The following is an 18,998-nucleotide window of genomic DNA, read 5'->3' as shown; positions in this document are numbered from 1 at the left end:
CGTATAGTTACTTCATCGAAGAGAAACTCTTTCTCTTTAATTTTATTCCAGAGGTGATGTGGCTAGCCATATCACTCCGGCAGCAAGCGAAGGTGTCATTGGCACCCGTGGTATAGTCCCCCCGGCTATACCACGATATTTTTTTTCTTCCTTTTGTTTTAACCCACAAACCTTTTTAAATTCCCCAACTATCGTTATATCTCGTATCTCGTATCTCGTATCTCGTATCTCGTATCTCGTATCTCGTATCTCGTATCTCGTATCTCGTAGAAGCATAAAAAAGCCCCAACACGAATGTCGAGGCTCAAAGTATCTTTATCTATGTTGTAACTGGACGTCCCTAGTTCACTGCTCTTCGTTGTTTTCAGCAAACTTAGATGGCGACATGCCAAAGTGATGTTTAAACCTTTGACTGAAATAGGAAGGGTCATTGAAACCAGAATCAAACGCGACGTCTGAAATCCTCTCTCCCGCAAGTAGCCGCTCGCACGCATGCTCTAAACGCACTTCATTCAAATGCTCTTTAAAGGTCTTGTTGTAAGCCGATTTAAAACGTCTCTGTAAGCTTCTCTCAGACATAAACAAATACTTAGCAGCAGTTGCAGTACTGAACTCGGCATCAGCGTAGTTTTCACTCACAAGCTGCGACACTCTGTTCTTCCACTCTTGTTCCGCTGTCAGTTTTTGCTGCTCTGGCGTTGAAGCGGCAAGCTTAATGGTTTCAATCTGTTCAATTGTGCTGGCTTCCAAATTATCTAACACTTGATATTCAATCGGCCACGAAAGCTGCACCTTATTTTGAGAGTCCGAGACAAAAGCATTCAGTTCACCACCGCTCTGGTTCATCAATAATGGCAACTTTTCGATGTTTAGGTCGGTCGACTTTCCAGTATTGTCATTAATGCTTGAAGTCAATTTAGGGAAAGGCATTCCACGGTCTCGAATCGTCACAACAAGGTGCTCTTTAACCTCTTCAACCAATACCACCATACTCTGTGACTTAAAGTTTCTCTTAATGATGCTAGCGACTAGACTGTTAAAAATAATATCAAGATTAAAATACAGCAAGGATACATGTCGTTGTTTAGTTTCAACTTTAATATCCAGTTCAATACCGGCTTTGGCTAAATCGTCCTGCCAAGCTTTGAGTACAGCTTCTAAGATTAAAATTATATCGTAACAAACCTTTCCCTTCCCTTGTGGCGTGTTACTCAACTGAGCCAAGCCATTTTTCAATGTCAATATTGGCGACTTACCTTGTTCATCATTCCAATTTGGGATCATAGCTGCGATATGATTAACTTCAGAAGAGAGTTCATTAGCAGTATGTGTGACAAGAGCACTCTTAACTGACAACTGTTTTTTAAGCTGTTGATTAGTCGTTAGTAGTATTCGGCTTTGATGCCTCAGTTGATCTGTCTTTAATGCAACTTGCGCCTTTAAGTGCCTGTTGGCGAAAGTGACGTAACGTGATCGCCAAAAAACCAAAGCAGTCACGACACAGATAAGTAATATAAGAGAGCTTGCTGCTGCCCAATTACTCAGATACCAAGGTTCCGCAATAGAAAAGCTTTGGTTCGTTGACGTAAAGCGATAATGGGAGTCCTTAACGGGTTTCACTTCCAACGTATAGTCCCCAGGAAGAAGGTGATCGAGTGTTAGTAACCCCCCTTCAAACTCACTCCAAGGTTCATTGTCGCTTAGTCGATACTCCATTGCAGGTGTGTATGTCGCTGGTAAAACTCCAATCTTAAAACCGATTGATGAGCCATAAGGAATTTCATCTAAATCAGCTGTCTTGCCACCAAGTGATACTATCTGATGGTCGACACTTATCTTGCTCAGCAATGCACGGCTATGAGGTGTTGTTGATACCAATAGCTCATTAGCTAATGCACTCACCACGCCATATCTTGAGCCGAAGATAAGCCTAGTAGACTGGCTACCTTCGCTGTAAAACAGAGCACACGCACCTGCAGCCAATTCATTGGTGATCAAGCCAAATGGTGAGCCGATATGTTTATGCAGTTGCCCATCCAATCCGTAATAGCTAATACCTTTCGAAGAGCCTAACCACATCCCATTATCATCGCTAATTAAACATTTAGGACTAATATTTTCCTCAACAAGAGTGACCTCTTGAATAATAGAACTGTTATTAGGGATTCGATACACACCATAGCTACTCGCAAACCACTGGGATCCATCTTTCGCTTTTTCAATATCGACCACTTTGCCAAGCCGCTCGCTTGAACGACTAAAGCTAATTCTCTCATCAAGAAAAGAGTAGAATCCGTGATCAGTACCAACATAGATACGACCTTGCAAACCTATATTGAGAGCGGTGATCTTTGCTGGCAAAAATTTATCAACTAACCAATCGGTGCCATAACTTGTCAACTTATTGGTTTCGATAGATAACGAATAAAGGTTTTGTCCCGAGGTCATCCAAAGCATGTTATCCGCTTCAAGTGCAAAGTTTTCAACGGGTACACCTTCAATCGCTCTTGGTAGATCGACCTTTTCAGCCTCTAACGTATCAGTGTTGAAACTAATAATACCTTCTGCAGTCGCCAACCAAATTGAAGAACCAAAGAACTCAAAGTCCTGTACTGGGTTAGAGTAAACACGAACGGGGTTATCTTCACTTTGAGAATCAACCAAATAGAGACCTCTGGAAGAAGCAACCCAAGACAGTTGATCGCGAACAAGCTGTACTTTGTTTATCACCACACTACTCGAGTGCATCCCCATTCCCGTTAATGGCGTTCTTGAGAATGTCCTGCTGAACAGTGAAAAATATCGAATTCCGTTATTGGTCGCGACCCACATTCCACCAGCATGGTCGTTAATTAACGAATATATTTTTTCACCCGGTAACGAAAAGTCTTGATTATCGGCTTGTTCAAATCGTGTAATTTGCCCCGAAATAAAGTTGTAGCTGATAAGACCATGCTCAGTCCCAATCCAGTATTGATCGGTTGTTTCAGCGAGAGAAAGAACATGCGAACCACGCACCCACCTTTCTTTCTTAGGATTTGCAAGATCTATAATCACTGCACCATTCAATGTACCAATGACTAACTCACGTCTTGCCATCGAAAAATACAGCGTCTCTATATGATTTTTTTCTGATGCAGCGATATGAGTAAATTCTTGGCTATCAGAAAGGTACACTCCGGAGCTGGTCGCAAGCACCCATTTTGACAGCACCCGCTCAGCATCGTTAATCGTAATATCGCTGCTATTGTTGTACCGATACAATTTTAGAAGCGAGTAAGTGCTAAATTCTAAAGATTGAGTATTGTACGTATAGAAATTACTGCTATCAGTAACCCAAATATAATCACCGGAAGCACCGATATTCGCGATCTCAGCCCCCGGGCTTAGACTAAATGCAAGTGCATTACCGATTCCTGGGCTATGTCGGTACACCTCATTATCAAAGAAAGTCCAAAACTCATCGTTAAGAAACGCGACTTTCTCTGAAGAAAATTGCAAAAGGCTACCTTTTCGAGGGAATAGGGTTCTGCCATCATAAAAAAGTATTTTTCCATGCACATCATGAACCCAGAGTCCGCCACCTTCACCTAAGTACAGATTTTTTGCCGCAAGGAAGTTCCCTTGTGCTTGAACGGGCAAAGGGTAGAAAACGGAGGGTGATGTATTTACCGCAAGAACGCTAAATGAAATGCTCGTTAAGATGAACATTTTGAAAATAATTCGATACAACTTTTAATCCTGAACAGCAACAACACATGAAATATTGGTTCTCACAGCGCTTGTTGCTGATTAACCAAAAAGTGAGTTTTTTTGTGCTTATTATTATCTTTCTATTTTAGCTGAAATTGACAAAGGAGAAAGGAGGTTTGATATTTGTTGGAAGGTTTTATCTTAGCGGTCACGAAAATGCCGCAAAAAGCGGCATGATTCATCAATTAACGAGAGCAAAGTGTCGTAAAGAATACTCAATATTGATTACATTCCACTCAAGCAACTTGTGTAACTATCTGTAAGCTGCTGAAGAAAATCAAAATAGCTTCCACTCTTCACTTCAACCTGCGAACCGACAGGATCAAGTTGTCCTTGTTTAGCGTTACTTCCACGAGTCACCGATTCAATCACCGCTGGTGTAAATTGAGGCTCTGAAAATACGCATTGAACATTTTCACGCACCAAAGTCTTCTTGATAGCTATCAGACTTTTTGCGCCAGGTTTACGCTCAGGGCTAACCGTAAAGTGACCTAGATTATTCAACTTAAATTCTTGTTCGAAGTAGCCATACGCGTCATGGAATACGTAGTAGCCTTTGTCTTTCACTGGCGCGAGTTGTTCATGAATCGCCTGCTGCTTTTCTTTCAAAGCAATCAAGAATGAATCTAGGTTCTCTTGATACGCCATGGCGTTATCAGAGTCTGACTCAATTAGCTTAGCTGAGATATATTTTGCCGCTACCTCGACTTGATCGATACCCAACCAAAAATGCGGGTCATGGCTACCATGGTTGTGCCCCTCATGAGCATCGTGGTCTTCATGTCCAAACTCTCTCAAGTTAATCCCCGGAATCTCACTGATCTTGATGACGTTTTCTTTAGAACCAATCACCTTGGTCAAAAAAGCTTCTAGGTCAGGGCCAAACCAGATCACCATATCGGCACTATGAACTTTTTTGACATCTGATGGCTTAAGCGCATAATCGTGCGGCGAAGCATTGCTGTTCATCAACACATCAGGTTCACTAACGCCCTGCGTTAATTCTGTCACAATCATTTGAATTGGTTTGAAGCTTGTTAGAATAGTATTGGCACTTGCAACACTTGGCGCTAAAAGCAAAGTAGCAAGTATAAAAGATGAACGTGACATAATTCCTCGTTAATAGAAAAGTAGCTTAGGCTTGAGGTAAATGTTACATTATAACATTAGCGAATTGCAAATGAGTTCTATTCATGGATAATTTAATCCAACTAGATTCTGTGAGCGTCGAATTTGACGGTCGAAAAGTTCTAGATAACATCTCTCTAAATTTAGAGCGCGGCAGAATCACCACCCTGATTGGGCCAAACGGTGCAGGAAAGTCGACATTAGTAAAAGTGGTATTAGGTTTACAGACCAAATTTTCAGGCACAATAACAAAAGCTAAAAAACTGAAAATTGGCTATGTACCACAAAAATTAAAGCTCAATGATTCACTACCGCTCAATGTAGAACGTTTTCTAAAGCTCACTGGTAAGTTCAGTCAGCAAGAGATCCTTGAAGCATTGAAGCTCGTTGGTGCTGAACATCTACAAAAGAGCAACATGCACCAACTATCTGGCGGTGAAAACCAACGTGTGCTAATTGCTCGTTCATTGCTAAGAAGACCCGATCTACTGGTTCTTGATGAACCCGCACAAGGTGTTGATGTACAAGGCCAAATAGACCTGTACGACCTGATCGATACCATTCGCCACCGTTTTGGTTGCGCCGTATTTATGGTTTCACACGATCTGCATTTAGTGATGGCAAAAACAGACGATGTTATCTGTTTGCATCACCATATCTGCTGTTCAGGCGCACCGGCAGACATCAAACACCACCCCTCTTATATCGCACTTTTTGGCACCGCGACCCAAGAGACCTTAGCCTTTTATCACCACCAACACGAACATCACCATCATGATCTCGCAGGACAACCTGTCGAAGGCGACGTGCATGAATGTTCAAACCATAAACACGGACACCACTAATGCTTGAGTTTCTTCTTCCCTCTATTTTAGCTGGCTTGGGCATTGCTCTAATCGCGGGGCCACTAGGTTCATTTGTGGTGTGGCGCAAGATGGCTTACTTTGGTGACACGCTTGCTCACGCTTCTTTGATGGGCTTAGCACTTGGCTTTCTGTTCAACATTAACTTGTATTTCGCGCTGCTGATTTGTTGTTTGATGCTAGCTGTGTTGCTAGTGACTTTACAAAAACAAAAGCTGGTCGCGACCGATACCCTACTCGGTATTTTGGCGCACAGCGCTCTGTCTTTGGGTCTTGTCGCCGTGAGTTTCTTAGATAACGTTCGCGTTGACCTAATGAGCTACCTATTTGGTGACTTGCTTGCAGTGTCTCCGACAGATTTGGTATTCATCTATGCGGGTGCAGCCGTGATTGGAGTGGTACTTGCTATCTTTTGGCGACCACTATTGTCGACGACCGTTAACGAAGATCTCGCAGCGGTTGATGGCATCAACATTGATTTAATGCGTCTTATTTTGATGCTATTGGTTGGGATCGTGATTGCGGTCGGTATGAAGTTTGTTGGTGCATTGATCATGACGTCATTGCTGATAATCCCAGCAGCAACGGCAAGAAAATTCGCCAATACACCCGAACAAATGGCATTCCTTGCATCGGTAATTGGTTCTATCGCTGTGTTCGGAGGATTGAGCTTGTCTTGGTTCTATGACACACCGGCCGGCCCTTCTGTTGTTATCAGTGCTGCGGCAATGTTTATGTTATCTCAAATGGTTAGAAGCCGAGCTTAGCACTTATCAGTACGATCTCGTATCTCGTATCTCGTATCTCGTATCTCGTATCATTGAAAACATACAAAAAAGGCTTGGTCAGTGACCAAGCCTTTTTAATATCGTTCAGTTAACTTCTATCTCATTAGATAAAATCCAGCTGATTACCAACCCGTGATTTCACGTAGGCCTTTACCGATGTCAGCAAGAGACTTAACAGTCTTAACGCCTGCTGCTTCCAGTGCTGCGAATTTATCTTCAGCAGTACCTTTACCACCAGAGATGATTGCGCCTGCGTGGCCCATACGTTTACCCGGAGGAGCCGTAACACCAGCGATGTAAGATACAACTGGCTTAGTTACGTTTGCTTTGATGAACTCAGCCGCTTCTTCTTCCGCAGTACCACCGATCTCACCAATCATTACGATTGCTTCAGTCTCTGGGTCTTCTTGGAAAAGTTTTAGGATATCAATGAAGTTTGAACCTGGAATAGGGTCGCCACCGATACCAACACATGTAGACTGACCAAAGCCTTCATCTGTTGTTTGTTTAACTGCTTCGTACGTCAGAGTTCCTGAACGAGATACGATACCTACTTTACCCTTCTTGTGGATATGGCCAGGCATGATACCAATCTTACACTCGTCTGGAGTGATAAGACCTGGACAGTTAGGACCGATCATGCGAACGCCAGTTTCTTCTAGCTTCACTTTAACGTCGATCATGTCTGTAGTAGGGATACCTTCAGTGATTGTTACGATCAGTTCGATACCTGCATCAATCGCTTCTAGGATTGCATCTTTACAGAAAGGTGCTGGTACGTAGATAACTGTTGCTGTTGCGCCAGTCGCTTCTACTGCTTCACGTACTGTGTTGAATACTGGAAGGCCTAGGTGAGTTTGACCACCTTTACCAGGTGAAACACCACCAACCATTTGCGTACCGTATGCGATAGCTTGGTCTGAGTGGAATGTACCTTGACCGCCAGTGAAACCCTGACAGATTACTTTAGTGTCTTTGTTAATTAATACAGACATTATTTAGCCTCCGCAGCAGCAACAACTTTCTGAGCAGCATCTGTTAGAGATACAGCAGCAATGATATCAACATCAGAATTAGCAAGTACTTCGCGACCTAGGTCTGCGTTTGTACCTTCTAGACGAACAACTACAGGAACTGTTACGCCAACTTCTTTAACTGCACCAATAATACCTTCAGCGATCATGTCACAACGAACGATGCCACCGAAAATGTTTACGAGTACTGCTTTAACATTGTCATCAGAAAGGATGATCTTGAATGCTTCAGCTACACGCTCTTTTGTCGCGCCGCCGCCTACATCAAGGAAGTTTGCTGGCTTGCCACCGTGTAGGTTTACGATATCCATCGTACCCATCGCAAGGCCTGCACCGTTAACCATACAGCCAACGTTGCCATCAAGTGCTACGTAGTTCAGTTCCCACTGAGCTGCGTGCGCTTCACGCTCGTCTTCTTGTGAAGGATCGTGCATTTCACGAAGCTTTGGCTGACGGTACATTGCGTTTGAGTCAATGTTGATCTTGCCGTCTAGGCAAAGCAGGTTGCCTTCGCCGGTAATTACAAGCGGGTTGATTTCTAGTAGAGCTAGGTCGTACTGAGAGAACATTTGGCCAAGACCCATGAAGATCTTAACGAACTGTTTAATTTGATCGCCAACTAGACCAAGTTTGAACGCAAGTTCACGGCCTTGGTAAGCTTGAGGGCCCACTAGAGGATCGATCGCTGATTGGTGAATCAACTCTGGAGTTTCTTCAGCGATTTTCTCAATGTCCACGCCGCCTTCAGTTGACGCCATGAATACAATTTTGCGCGTTGCACGGTCAACAACAGCACCTAGGTAAAGTTCGTTAGCAATGTTCGATGCTTCTTCAACTAGGATCTTTGTTACAGGTTGACCATTAGCGTCTGTTTGGTAAGTCACTAGGTTTTTACCTAGCCACTTTTGTGCAAACTCTTTAACGCCTTCTTTGGTGTCATGTAGCTCTACGCCGCCCGCTTTACCGCGACCACCAGCGTGTACTTGACACTTAACGACTTTCTTGGCTGTACTGATACGACCTGCAGCTTCGAAAGCTTCTTGTGCAGTATCACATGCGAAACCTTCTGGTACAGGCAAACCGAATTCTGCAAACAGCTGTTTGGCTTGGTATTCATGCAAATTCATTTTGATATTCCGTTTATTTTCCCTTAAGGGATTATTATTTCCATAACGACACAGTTTCCTGTGGTACGTCTGTAGGGTCTTCTCAAATCAACTGCTGTCCATTTTCTAATGGCTTTACAGTTCAAGTGAAGGCCAGACGTTGAGCAGCCTAGCCTTTGAAACTTTTTACGTCTAGCTAACCGGGTTAACTAGACGTTTTAGAGATACTAAACGTCTAATAGCAGACGTGCAGGATCTTCCAGGAGCTCTTTGATTGTCACTAGGAAGCCAACTGACTCTCGACCGTCGATTAGACGGTGATCGTAAGAAAGCGCTAGGTACATCATTGGTAAGATCTCAACCTTGCCATCAACAGCCATTGGACGATCTTGGATTTTGTGCATACCCAAAATTGCCGCTTGAGGCGGGTTGATGATTGGCGTAGACATTAGAGAGCCAAATACACCACCGTTCGTGATAGTAAAGTTACCGCCCATCAACTCATCAACAGTTAGCTTGCCGTCACGGCCTTTGATTGCTAGCTCTTTGATGCCTTTTTCAATATCTGCGAAACCTAGTGTGTCACAGTCTTTCAGTACTGGAGTCACTAAACCACGTGGCGTAGATACCGCCATGCTGATGTCGAAGTAGTTGTGGTAAACGATATCTGTACCATCGATAGAAGCGTTAACTTCTGGGAAACGCTTCAGTGCTTCTGTTACTGCTTTCACGTAGAAAGACATGAAACCAAGACGCGTATCGTGACGCTTCTCGAATTGGTCTTTGTACTGCTTACGAAGGTCCATGATTGGCTTCATGTTCACTTCGTTGAAAGTAGTCAGCATTGCAGTGCTGTTCTTCGCTTCTAGAAGACGGTTTGCAACTGTCTTACGTAGGCGAGTCATAGGCACGCGTTTTTGGCTGCGAGCCGCTGCTGGCGCTTCAACTGCTGGTGCAGATGCTGCTGCCGGAGCCGCTTTCGCTGCTGCTAGGTGTGCATCGATGTCCTCACGAGTAATACGACCACCAACACCAGTGCCTTTAACGTCAGCTGGTTGTAGGTTGTGCTCTGCAAGAAGACGACGAACAGCAGGGCTTAGTGCGTCGTTGCTTTCTTCTGTCAGTGCCGCTTTGTGGCGCTTATCAGGAGAAGCTTCTGTATCTTCAGTCGTGTCTTTCGTTGGCTCACCAGCGACAGCACCAGGTTTGATTTTCGCAAGAAGCTGCTTAGAAAGTACCGTAGCACCCTCTTCTTCAATGATAGCTTCTAGAACACCCGCTTCAGGAGCCGGTACTTCTAGAACAACTTTATCTGTTTCGATATCTACAATGACTTCATCACGTGCAACCGCTTCGCCCGGTTTTTTGTGCCAAGTAGCAACTGTTGCATCAGCCACAGATTCAGGTAAATCTGGAACCAGAATTTCAATTGTCATGTGCGTATTTTCCTTTTACTTCTAGTTCTTAAGTAGGGTCAAAGCGTCGTCAACTAACGCCTTTTGTTGTTTCAAGTGTACCGACATATAGCCAACAGCTGGTGATGCTGATGCAGGACGACCTGCGTATTGAATATCAGCACCTACTGGGATAGCAGCTCGGAAATTATGTTGGCTACTGTACCAAGCACCTTGGTTTTGTGGCTCTTCTTGACACCAAACGTAATCGACTACATTTGTGTATTGTGCGATTGCAGCTCTCACGTCCTCATAAGGGAACGGGTAAAGTTGCTCAATACGCACAATAGCGACATCGTCTTGCTCGTTCTTACGTCTTTGGTCAAGCAGGTCAAAGTAAACCTTACCTGAACAGAACACGACGCGTTTTACGTTCTCAGGAGCCAGATCATCAATTTCTGCGATAGCTGGTTGGAACGTGCCTTCTGCCAAATCTTCAAGAGAAGATGTACACAGAGGGTGACGAAGCAATGACTTAGGTGACATTACAATCAGTGGACGACGCATTGGTCGAACAACCTGACGGCGAATCATGTGGTAAACCTGAGCTGGTGTTGAAGGAACAACAACCTGCATGTTTTGTTCAGCACATAATTGAAGGTAACGTTCAAGACGTGCAGATGAGTGCTCTGGGCCTTGGCCTTCATAACCGTGAGGAAGCAACATAGTTAGACCACATAGACGTGCCCACTTTTGCTCACCTGATGAAATGAATTGGTCGATAACAACTTGTGCACCGTTTGCGAAATCACCAAATTGTGCTTCCCAAAGGGTGAGACCGCTTGGCTCTGCTGTCGCATAACCATACTCAAATGCGAGTACCGCTTCTTCAGATAACACAGAGTCAAACACTTGGAATGGCCCTTGTTTATCATGAATGTTCGCAAGAGGAACATACGTGCTTGCATCTGATTGATTGTGCAGTACTGAGTGACGGTGGAAGAACGTACCACGACCTGAATCTTGGCCAGAGATACGAATACGCTTACCGTCATCAACAAGTGTTGCGTAAGCCAGAGTTTCAGCCATACCCCAATCGACTTGTTTCTCACCATTCACCATGGCAGTTCGATCGTTGTACAGTTTATTTACTCGGCTTTGCAGCTTGTGGCTGTCTGGGTATTGGCAAAGTTTAGTACCAAGCTCTTTCAGGCGCTCGATATCAATCTTATTGTCCCACTCGATGTTCCAGTCGTGACCTAGGTAAGGAGACCAGTCCACAGAGTGAAGTGCCATTGGGCGCCACTCTTTAACCACAACTTCACCGTGATCAAGTGCATCACGATATTCGTTAACTAGCTGAGTTGCTGTATCAATACCAAACTCTCCACGCTCCATTAGCACGTCAGCGTAAAGCTTACGTGGTGTTGGATGCTTCTTGATTTTTTGGTACATCAAAGGCTGTGTTGCATTCGGCTCATCGGCTTCGTTGTGACCGTGGCGACGGTAACAAACCAAATCAATAACAACATCACGCTTAAAGGTATTACGGTAATCCAATGCAAGACGCGCTACGAACGCAACCGCTTCTGGATCATCAGAATTAACGTGGAAAATCGGAGCCTGAACCATTTTCGCGATATCTGTACAGTACATCGTAGAACGTGTATCGCGAGGGTTAGACGTTGTAAAACCAACTTGGTTGTTTACAACGATACGAACCGTACCACCGACACAGAAACCACGCGCTTGAGACATGTTAAACGTCTCTTGCACTACACCCTGACCAGCGATAGCTGAATCACCGTGGATAGTAATTGGAAGTACACGGCTGCCGTCTTTATCGTCTAGACGATCTTGTCGAGCACGTACTGAACCGATAACTACCGGGTTTACGATTTCCAAGTGAGATGGGTTAAATGCGAGTGCTAAGTGAACGTTGCCGCCTGGTGTTGCGAAATCCGCAGAGAAACCTTGGTGGTATTTCACATCACCAGTGCCCCACGAGTCATCGCTGTGCTTGCCCGCAAACTCGTCAAACAGGTCTTGTGGCTTTTTACCAAGCACATTGACTAGCATGTTTAGACGACCACGGTGAGCCATACCAACAACAACTTCACGCATGCCTTGTCCACCAGCATGACGAATAATTTCCTTCGTCATTGGGATAAGAGCATCACCACCTTCCAACGAGAAGCGTTTTGCGCCTGGGAATTTCGCACCAAGATAGCGCTCAAGACCTTCAGCAGCCGTTAGCTCTTCTAGGAAAGCTTGCTTTTCTTCTTTATTGAAAGAGGGTTGACCAGATACAGACTCTAAACGTTGTTGGATCCAACGCTTTTGTTCTGTATTAGTCATGTGCATGTATTCAGCACCAATCGAACCACAATACGTTTGCTTTAGAGATTTGTAGAGATCTTTAAGCACCATCGTCTCTTGGCCAATGGCGTAAGAGCCGACGTTAAACGTCTCGTTGAGGTCTTCTTCGGTAAGAGTGTGGAAAGAAGGGTCCAGTTCAGCGACTGTATCTCTTTCCCATAAACCTAGGGGGTCTAGATTTGCTGATTGATGCCCTCGGAATCGATAGGCATTAATAAGTTGCAGAACCTTTACTTGTTTCGCATCGACATCTGGATCACTAACTTGGACACTGTAATGCTTTGTTTCTTGAGCGAGTCGACGGAAGTATTCACGAACACGAGAGTGTGGTTGTTCCACCGCTTCTGAAGCTTGCACAGGCAGTTCTTCAAAAACGCTTCTCCATTCGTCACTTACCGAATCGGGGTCACTAAGATACAGTTCATAGAGTTCTTCTACGTACGTTGCATTGGCGCCAGCCAAGTGTGAAGACTCGAGCCATGCCTTCATCACGCCGTTGTGCATATTTTCCCTTAACCAGTAGTTTTCACGTTTGCTGCGGTCTATGCCGAGCTATTAAAAGGCCGCCCCAAAACTTCTAGGGCGGCAATTTTTATATAACTTAAACCGAACGATTCACAAGCATGGTCTTGATGTGACCAATCGCTTTCGTCGGATTTAATCCCTTAGGACAAACACTTACACAATTCATTATGCCATGGCAACGAAAAACGCTAAATGCATCATCAAGATCGGACAGACGTTCGTCTGTCGCCGTATCTCGGCTATCTATTAGCCAACGGTATGCTGCAAGTAGGCCAGCTGGTCCGATGAACTTATCTGGATTCCACCAGAATGATGGGCATGAAGTCGTACAACATGCACACATAATACATTCATACAAACCATCTAAATGAGCACGCTCATCAGGGCTTTGTAGGTTTTCACGAGCCGGTGGCACATTGCCATCAGACACTAAGAACGGCTTAACTTTTTCGTAGTTATCGTAGAACTGAGTCATGTCTACGATTAAATCACGCACAACAGGCAAACCTGGAAGTGGGCGAATTACGATCTTATCTTGGCCAGAAAGTGCAGACAGTGGCGTGATACACGCCAATCCGTTTTTACCATTCATGTTCAAACCATCAGAACCACATACACCTTCACGGCATGAGCGACGGAATGAAATCGTTGGATCTTGCTCTTTCAAAAGAATAAGCGCGTCCAAAAGCATCATGTCAGAACCTTCTTCCACCTCTAGGGTGTACTCTTTCATGTAAGGTTTCTGGTCCACATCTGGGTTGTAACGGTATAAAGAGAAATTCAGTTTCATGGTCATATCTCCTTAGTACGTACGTGCTTTCGGCGGGAATGCTTCACGATGGATAGGTTCCATGTTCACGCCACGCTTAGTCATACTTTCTGATTCAGGGTTGTACAGAGAATGGCATAGCCATTGCTCATCATCACGATCTGGGAAGTCGAAACGAGCATGCGCTCCACGACTCTCTGTACGGAAGTTTGCTGCAACCGCGGTTGCGAATGCCGTTTCCATCAAGTTTTCAAGCTCTAAACACTCAATACGTTGCGTGTTGAACTCAGTCGACTTGTCTGAAAGGTGTGCATTTTTAAGACGCTCACGAATCACTTTCAGCTCTTCTAAGCCGTCAGCCATCGCTTTACCTTCACGGAATACAGAGAAGTTGTTCTGCATACATTGCTGAAGGTCTTTACGAATTACCGCAGGATCTTCACCGTCAGTACTGTTTTCCCAACGATTGTAGCGCTCTAGTGAACGTTCAATGTCAGCTTCAGTTGCAGGTTTTGCTTCAGCTTGCTTGTTCAAAGTCTCACCAAGGTGAAGACCTGTCGCACGACCGAACACAACCAAATCAAGTAGCGAGTTGCCACCTAGACGGTTTGCACCATGTACAGATACTGAAGCTATTTCGCCACAAGCGAATAGACCTTGAATTTCAACGTCTGAACCATCTTCAGTTTGTTTAATTGCTTGACCAGAAACCTGAGTTGGAACACCACCCATCATGTAGTGACACGTTGGGATTACAGGAATTGGTTCTTTAACTGGATCAACGTGAGCAAACGTACGAGAAAGCTCACATACACCCGGTAGACGAGACTCAAGCGTCTCTTTACCTAGGTGATCAAGTTTCAGCTTAATGTGAGGACCCCATGGGCCATCGCAACCACGACCTTCACGAATCTCAACCATCATCGAACGAGCTACCACATCACGACCTGCTAAATCTTTAGCATTCGGAGCATAACGTTCCATGAAGCGCTCGCCGTCTTTATTGAGAAGGTAACCACCTTCACCACGACAACCTTCTGTTACCAAAACACCTGCGCCAGCGATACCCGTTGGGTGGAACTGCCACATTTCGATGTCTTGCATTGGAACGCCAGCACGAATTGCCATGCCAACACCGTCACCAGTGTTAATGTGTGCATTCGTTGTTGATGCATAGATACGACCAGCACCACCAGTAGCAAGGATTGTTGCCTTCGCTTTGAAGTAGCAAACCTCGCCCGTTTCCATACAAAGCGCGGTAGTACCTAAGATTGCACCATCTTCGTTTTTAACAAGATCCAGTGCATACCACTCAGAGAAAACCGTCGTTTTGTGTTTAATGTTTTGTTGGTAAAGCGTGTGTAGCAGTGCGTGACCAGTACGGTCGGCTGCAGCTGCGGTACGAGCCGCTTGCTCACCACCAAAATTCTTAGATTGGCCACCAAACGGACGTTGGTAAATACTGCCGTTATCAAAACGAGAAAATGGAAGACCCATTTTTTCTAATTCGATAACCGACTCAGGGCCATTTTTACACATGTATTCGATAGCATCTTGGTCGCCGATGTAATCGGAACCTTTAACCGTATCGTACATGTGTTGTTCCCAGTGATCTTCATGCGCATTACCAAGAGCAACGGTGATACCACCTTGCGCAGATACAGTATGAGAACGAGTTGGAAAAACTTTAGAAAGCAACGCACAAGATAGGCCTTGCTCAGAAATTTGTAGCGCGGCGCGCATACCAGCACCACCAGCACCGATTACTACAGCATCAAACTCACGAACAGGAATAGTCACTTACGCACCCCACAAAATAAACAGACCAGAGAAGAAATATCCTAGAAGAACCGCAACAACACCGACTTGAAGACCAACGCGCAATTTTGCACATTTGATGTAGTCAGTTAGTACTTGCCACAAGCCGATCCACGCGTGAACCAAAATTGAAGTAAGTGCTAACATGGTGAAGACTTTAGTGAAGGTACCACCAAAGAATTGCGTCCAAGATGCGTAAGAAATATCACCTGAGAAAGCACAGAAGCTCACTAGGTAGATAGTGTAAAGCGTCATAATGATGGCTGTTGCACGAATCAATAGATAATCATGCACACCATTACGACCAAAAGTAGAAACGTTGTTTACCATACTAAGATCCCCGCTAGTAGAGACAATACCGCTGTTGCTGCGAATGCAACCTTCGCGCTCTTAGCGCCAGATTCCAGCTCTTCAAAGTGACCAAGGTCCATAAGAAGGTGACGAATACCACCAGCAATGTGGTAAGCCAAAGCGGTTAAAATGCCCCACAGAATAAACTTCACGAAGAAACCGTCGACAATGTCGCTAGCTTCCATAAAGCCTACAGGGGAAGAGAGGGAAATGGATAGTAACCAAAGCAGAATTCCGATCGCAACAAAAGTAATCACCCCAGACACACGGTGTAGGATGGAAGCTATTGCTGTGATAGGAAAGTGGATGGTCTGTAAATCTAAATTAACAGGTCTTGTCTTTCTTTCTTTCACGGGCTCGCTCACTCAGCTCCATTGAGCATGATGGTCATTAAATAACCTTATGTATTGTTATGGACAAAATTTGATTGCAAACCCTCAAAATTTAACATTAACTTAACAAATAACGTAAGTTGAGCCTTAGATAATTGTAAAATAATTGTTAACAACTAGGCTTCCGAAGACACCTCACATTTCTTCTTAGCCTTGCATTTATAAGGTTTTAACCAAACTTTTCAGCGCCACTATACGGCTGGCAACATTCTAATACAATTGATGCAACAAATAATGCTACACAGCACAGACTTTTAACGAATTTAATGTAAAAAACACTAACAAGTGCACACAAAGCTGCAGAAAAATTGACTTTCTGACGTAAGACCAGTAAAAAAATGGCACATAAACATCCTGGACGGATTAATAATAACAAAGGAGATTGTTATGGCGGATAAGAAAGCTACCCTTCATATTGAAGGTCAAGCGCCGATCGAATTGCCGATTACAGAAGGTGTACTTGGTACTCCAGTCATCGACGTTCGTACACTGGGTTCTAATGGTTTTTTCACTTTTGATCCTGGTTTTCTTGCCACTGCATCTTGTGAATCGCAAATCACTTATATTGACGGTGGAAAAGGTATCCTTCTACACCGTGGTTATCCAATTGATCAACTGGCCAATAACGCTGATTACTTAGAAGTTTGTTACATTCTTTTATACGGCGAAGCTCCTTCTCGAGCTCAATACGAAGAGTTCAAGACGACTGTCACGCGTCACACCATGGTTCATGAGCAAATTGCTAGTTTCTTCCACGGCTTCCGACGTGATGCTCACCCAATGGCTGTTATGTGTGGTGTGGTAGGTGCGCTTGCTGCGTTCTATCATGATTCATTAGATGTTAATAACGACACACACCGTGAAATTGCGGCATACCGCCTAATTTCAAAAATGCCAACACTGGCTGCAATGTGTTACAAATATTCTATCGGTCAACCGTTTATCTACCCACGCAATGACCTAGGCTACGCAGAAAACTTCCTGCACATGATGTATGCGAATCCATGTGAAGAATATGAAGTGAACCCTGTTGTTGCTCGCGCAATGGACAAAATCTTTACGTTACACGCAGATCACGAACAAAATGCTTCAACGTCAACAGTTCGTTTAGCTGGCTCTTCGGGCGCAAACCCATTTGCTTGTATTGCTGCTGGTATCGCTTCTTTGTGGGGTCCGGCTCACGGCGGTGCTAACGAAGCTTGTCTAATGATGCTTGAAGAGATCGGTAGCGTAGACAACATTGAAGAGTACGTAGCAAAAGCAAAAGACAAAGATGATCCATTCCGTTTAATGGGCTTCGGTCACCGTGTTTACAAGAACTACGATCCACGTGCAACGGTAATGCGCGAAGCGTGCCACGAAGTACTTAAAGAACTGAACATTCAAGATCCACTACTTGACGTAGCAATGGAACTTGAGCGCATCGCTCTTTCTGATGAGTACTTTGTATCGAAGAAACTATACCCGAACGTAGATTTCTACTCAGGTATCATTCTGAAAGCGATCGGTATTCCTGTATCAATGTTCACAGTAATCTTCGCGATGTCTCGTACTATCGGTTGGATTGCACACTGGAACGAAATGCACAGCGATCCGACGAACCGCATCGGTCGTCCTCGTCAGTTGTATACTGGTGAAGAACAGCGTGATTTCCAAGCTCTACACGAGCGCGAATAGTAAAGTTTTGACTTTTCTAATCGATTAAAATCAAAAAGGGTTGATGTATTAACATCAACCCTTTTTTATCTTCCAGTATTTCGTATCACTTCAATGAAGGTACAAATATCCAGAAAGTCATAACCTCTAAACGTGGCTACACTGGATTATCAATATCGATAAATTCTACGTCTAAGCCATGTTCTTTCGTTAGCCATTCACCTAGCGCTTTCACACCATAACGTTCTGTTGCGTGGTGGCCTGCCGCAAAGTAATGGATATCTTGCTCACGTGCTGAGTAAGTTGTGCGCTCTGAAATTTCACCAGAGATAAATGCATCAATACCTTGAGAAGCCGCTAACTCAATGTAATCTTGACCACCACCGGTGCACCAACCGACAGTCGTAATCATTTTGTCTTGGTTCTCTGGAGCAATGTGTAATGGCTTGCGGTTCAAAGCTTGGCCAATCTTTTCTGCGAACTCTGAACCGGTCATTGGCGCACTCAACTTGCCAAACATCGCAACAGATTGTGGGTGCCCTTCCAAACCGCCTTCGACTTCTATCTCAAGTAACTCCGCCAGTTTCGCGTTATTACCAAGCTCAGGGTGGATATCAAGCGGCAAGTGATAACCTAAAAGGTTGATGTCATTTTTAATCAAGGTACGAATGCGCTTGCCCTTCATGCCACGAATCGCTTCTGACTCGCCTTTCCAGAAAAAGCCGTGATGGACTAACAAAGCGTCTGCGTTCAGTTCTACCGCTTTATCAATCAAGGCTTGAGAAGCTGTCACACCAGTAACGATTCGCTTCACTTCTGTTGCACCTTCAACTTGAAGACCATTAGGACAGTAATCTTTAATCTGCTGTGGCTGCAGTTTTTCGTTAAGTAGCTTTTCTAATTGTAAGTTATTCATTTTTCTTTCCAGCTTACCTTTATAATAACGTCGTTATATCAATTTACGGGTAGAATGTCGAAAGCCCCAGGGTTATGTTTATAAAGAGCTAGTTTATGAGGAAGAGATGACAGCACTGCAATGTTT

Annotated in this window: 14 protein-coding genes; 3 read left to right on the top strand and 11 right to left on the bottom strand. The window is 44.4% G+C overall.

Translation table 11 applies throughout. From position 1 onward, the window contains the following. Window positions 1–345 precede the first annotated feature (345 nt). Complete coding sequence (locus tag AB4232_RS02935; protein ID WP_372086110.1) at window positions 346–3,732, bottom strand: helix-turn-helix domain-containing protein; 3,387 nt, start codon at window positions 3,730–3,732, stop codon at window positions 346–348. A gap of 246 nt (window positions 3,733–3,978) precedes the next feature. After that, window positions 3,979–4,863, bottom strand: coding sequence for a zinc ABC transporter substrate-binding protein ZnuA (gene znuA, locus AB4232_RS02930; RefSeq protein ID WP_009847313.1), 885 nt, complete (start codon window positions 4,861–4,863; stop codon window positions 3,979–3,981). A gap of 83 nt (window positions 4,864–4,946) precedes the next feature. Between znuA and znuC the strand changes: the two genes are divergently transcribed. Together znuC and znuB are read left to right on the top strand one after the other, a co-directional pair. After that, window positions 4,947–5,726, top strand: coding sequence for a zinc ABC transporter ATP-binding protein ZnuC (gene znuC / locus AB4232_RS02925; RefSeq protein ID WP_012604527.1), 780 nt, complete (start codon window positions 4,947–4,949; stop codon window positions 5,724–5,726). Next, window positions 5,726–6,511: a zinc ABC transporter permease subunit ZnuB gene (gene znuB / locus AB4232_RS02920; protein WP_009847315.1), complete on the top strand. Its 786-nt coding sequence runs from the start codon at window positions 5,726–5,728 to the stop codon at window positions 6,509–6,511. Before znuC ends, znuB begins: the two co-directional genes overlap by 1 nt. A 143-nt stretch (window positions 6,512–6,654) precedes the next feature. Here znuB and sucD read toward each other — a convergent pair whose 3' ends face one another. The 8 genes from sucD to sdhC all read right to left on the bottom strand — a co-directional run bounded on the left by sucD (window position 6,655) and on the right by sdhC (window position 16,273). Further along, window positions 6,655–7,527 carry a succinate--CoA ligase subunit alpha gene (sucD, locus tag AB4232_RS02915; RefSeq protein ID WP_017096870.1) on the bottom strand — a complete coding sequence of 291 codons (873 nt, stop codon included), beginning with the start codon at window positions 7,525–7,527 and terminating at the stop codon, window positions 6,655–6,657. Beyond that, complete coding sequence (gene sucC / locus AB4232_RS02910) at window positions 7,527–8,693, bottom strand: ADP-forming succinate--CoA ligase subunit beta (protein WP_009847317.1); 1,167 nt, start codon at window positions 8,691–8,693, stop codon at window positions 7,527–7,529. The genes sucD and sucC overlap by 1 nt, the downstream gene beginning before the upstream one ends. A 206-nt stretch (window positions 8,694–8,899) precedes the next feature. Then, on the bottom strand, window positions 8,900–10,108 hold the full coding sequence (gene odhB / locus AB4232_RS02905) for a 2-oxoglutarate dehydrogenase complex dihydrolipoyllysine-residue succinyltransferase (protein WP_009847318.1): 1,209 nt from the start codon (window positions 10,106–10,108) through the stop codon (window positions 8,900–8,902). A gap of 21 nt (window positions 10,109–10,129) precedes the next feature. After that, the gene (gene sucA, locus AB4232_RS02900; protein ID WP_012604529.1) at window positions 10,130–12,949 is read right to left on the bottom strand and encodes a 2-oxoglutarate dehydrogenase E1 component; all 2,820 of its coding nucleotides are present in this window, start codon (window positions 12,947–12,949) and stop codon (window positions 10,130–10,132) included. A 97-nt stretch (window positions 12,950–13,046) separates the two neighbouring features. After that, complete coding sequence (locus AB4232_RS02895; protein ID WP_009847320.1) at window positions 13,047–13,760, bottom strand: succinate dehydrogenase iron-sulfur subunit; 714 nt, start codon at window positions 13,758–13,760, stop codon at window positions 13,047–13,049. Between the two features lie 12 nt (window positions 13,761–13,772). Continuing rightward, window positions 13,773–15,539, bottom strand: a complete 1,767-nt coding sequence (sdhA, locus tag AB4232_RS02890) for a succinate dehydrogenase flavoprotein subunit (RefSeq protein WP_004734214.1) — start codon at window positions 15,537–15,539, stop codon at window positions 13,773–13,775. Further along, a complete protein-coding gene (gene sdhD, locus AB4232_RS02885; protein ID WP_004734215.1) occupies window positions 15,540–15,887 on the bottom strand; it encodes a succinate dehydrogenase, hydrophobic membrane anchor protein in 348 nt (115 codons plus the stop codon). Continuing rightward, window positions 15,881–16,273 carry a succinate dehydrogenase cytochrome b556 subunit gene (gene sdhC / locus AB4232_RS02880; protein WP_012604532.1) on the bottom strand — a complete coding sequence of 131 codons (393 nt, stop codon included), beginning with the start codon at window positions 16,271–16,273 and terminating at the stop codon, window positions 15,881–15,883. The genes sdhD and sdhC overlap by 7 nt, the downstream gene beginning before the upstream one ends. 414 nt (window positions 16,274–16,687) lie before the next feature. On the opposite strand from sdhC, the gene AB4232_RS02875 reads away from it, so the two are divergent. Continuing rightward, window positions 16,688–17,977 carry a citrate synthase gene (locus AB4232_RS02875; RefSeq protein WP_004734217.1) on the top strand — a complete coding sequence of 430 codons (1,290 nt, stop codon included), beginning with the start codon at window positions 16,688–16,690 and terminating at the stop codon, window positions 17,975–17,977. Window positions 17,978–18,113: 136 nt separating this feature from the next. Here AB4232_RS02875 and AB4232_RS02870 read toward each other — a convergent pair whose 3' ends face one another. Continuing rightward, window positions 18,114–18,872, bottom strand: a complete 759-nt coding sequence (locus AB4232_RS02870) for a Nif3-like dinuclear metal center hexameric protein (protein WP_122046046.1) — start codon at window positions 18,870–18,872, stop codon at window positions 18,114–18,116. Window positions 18,873–18,998: the final 126 nt, after the last annotated feature.

Source organism: Vibrio sp. 10N.286.46.A8, from assembly GCF_041470165.1.
GTDB lineage: Bacteria > Pseudomonadota > Gammaproteobacteria > Enterobacterales > Vibrionaceae > Vibrio > Vibrio tasmaniensis_A.
Note: the sequence above shows the minus strand (reverse complement) of the source record. Positions and strands in the feature narration are given on the sequence as shown.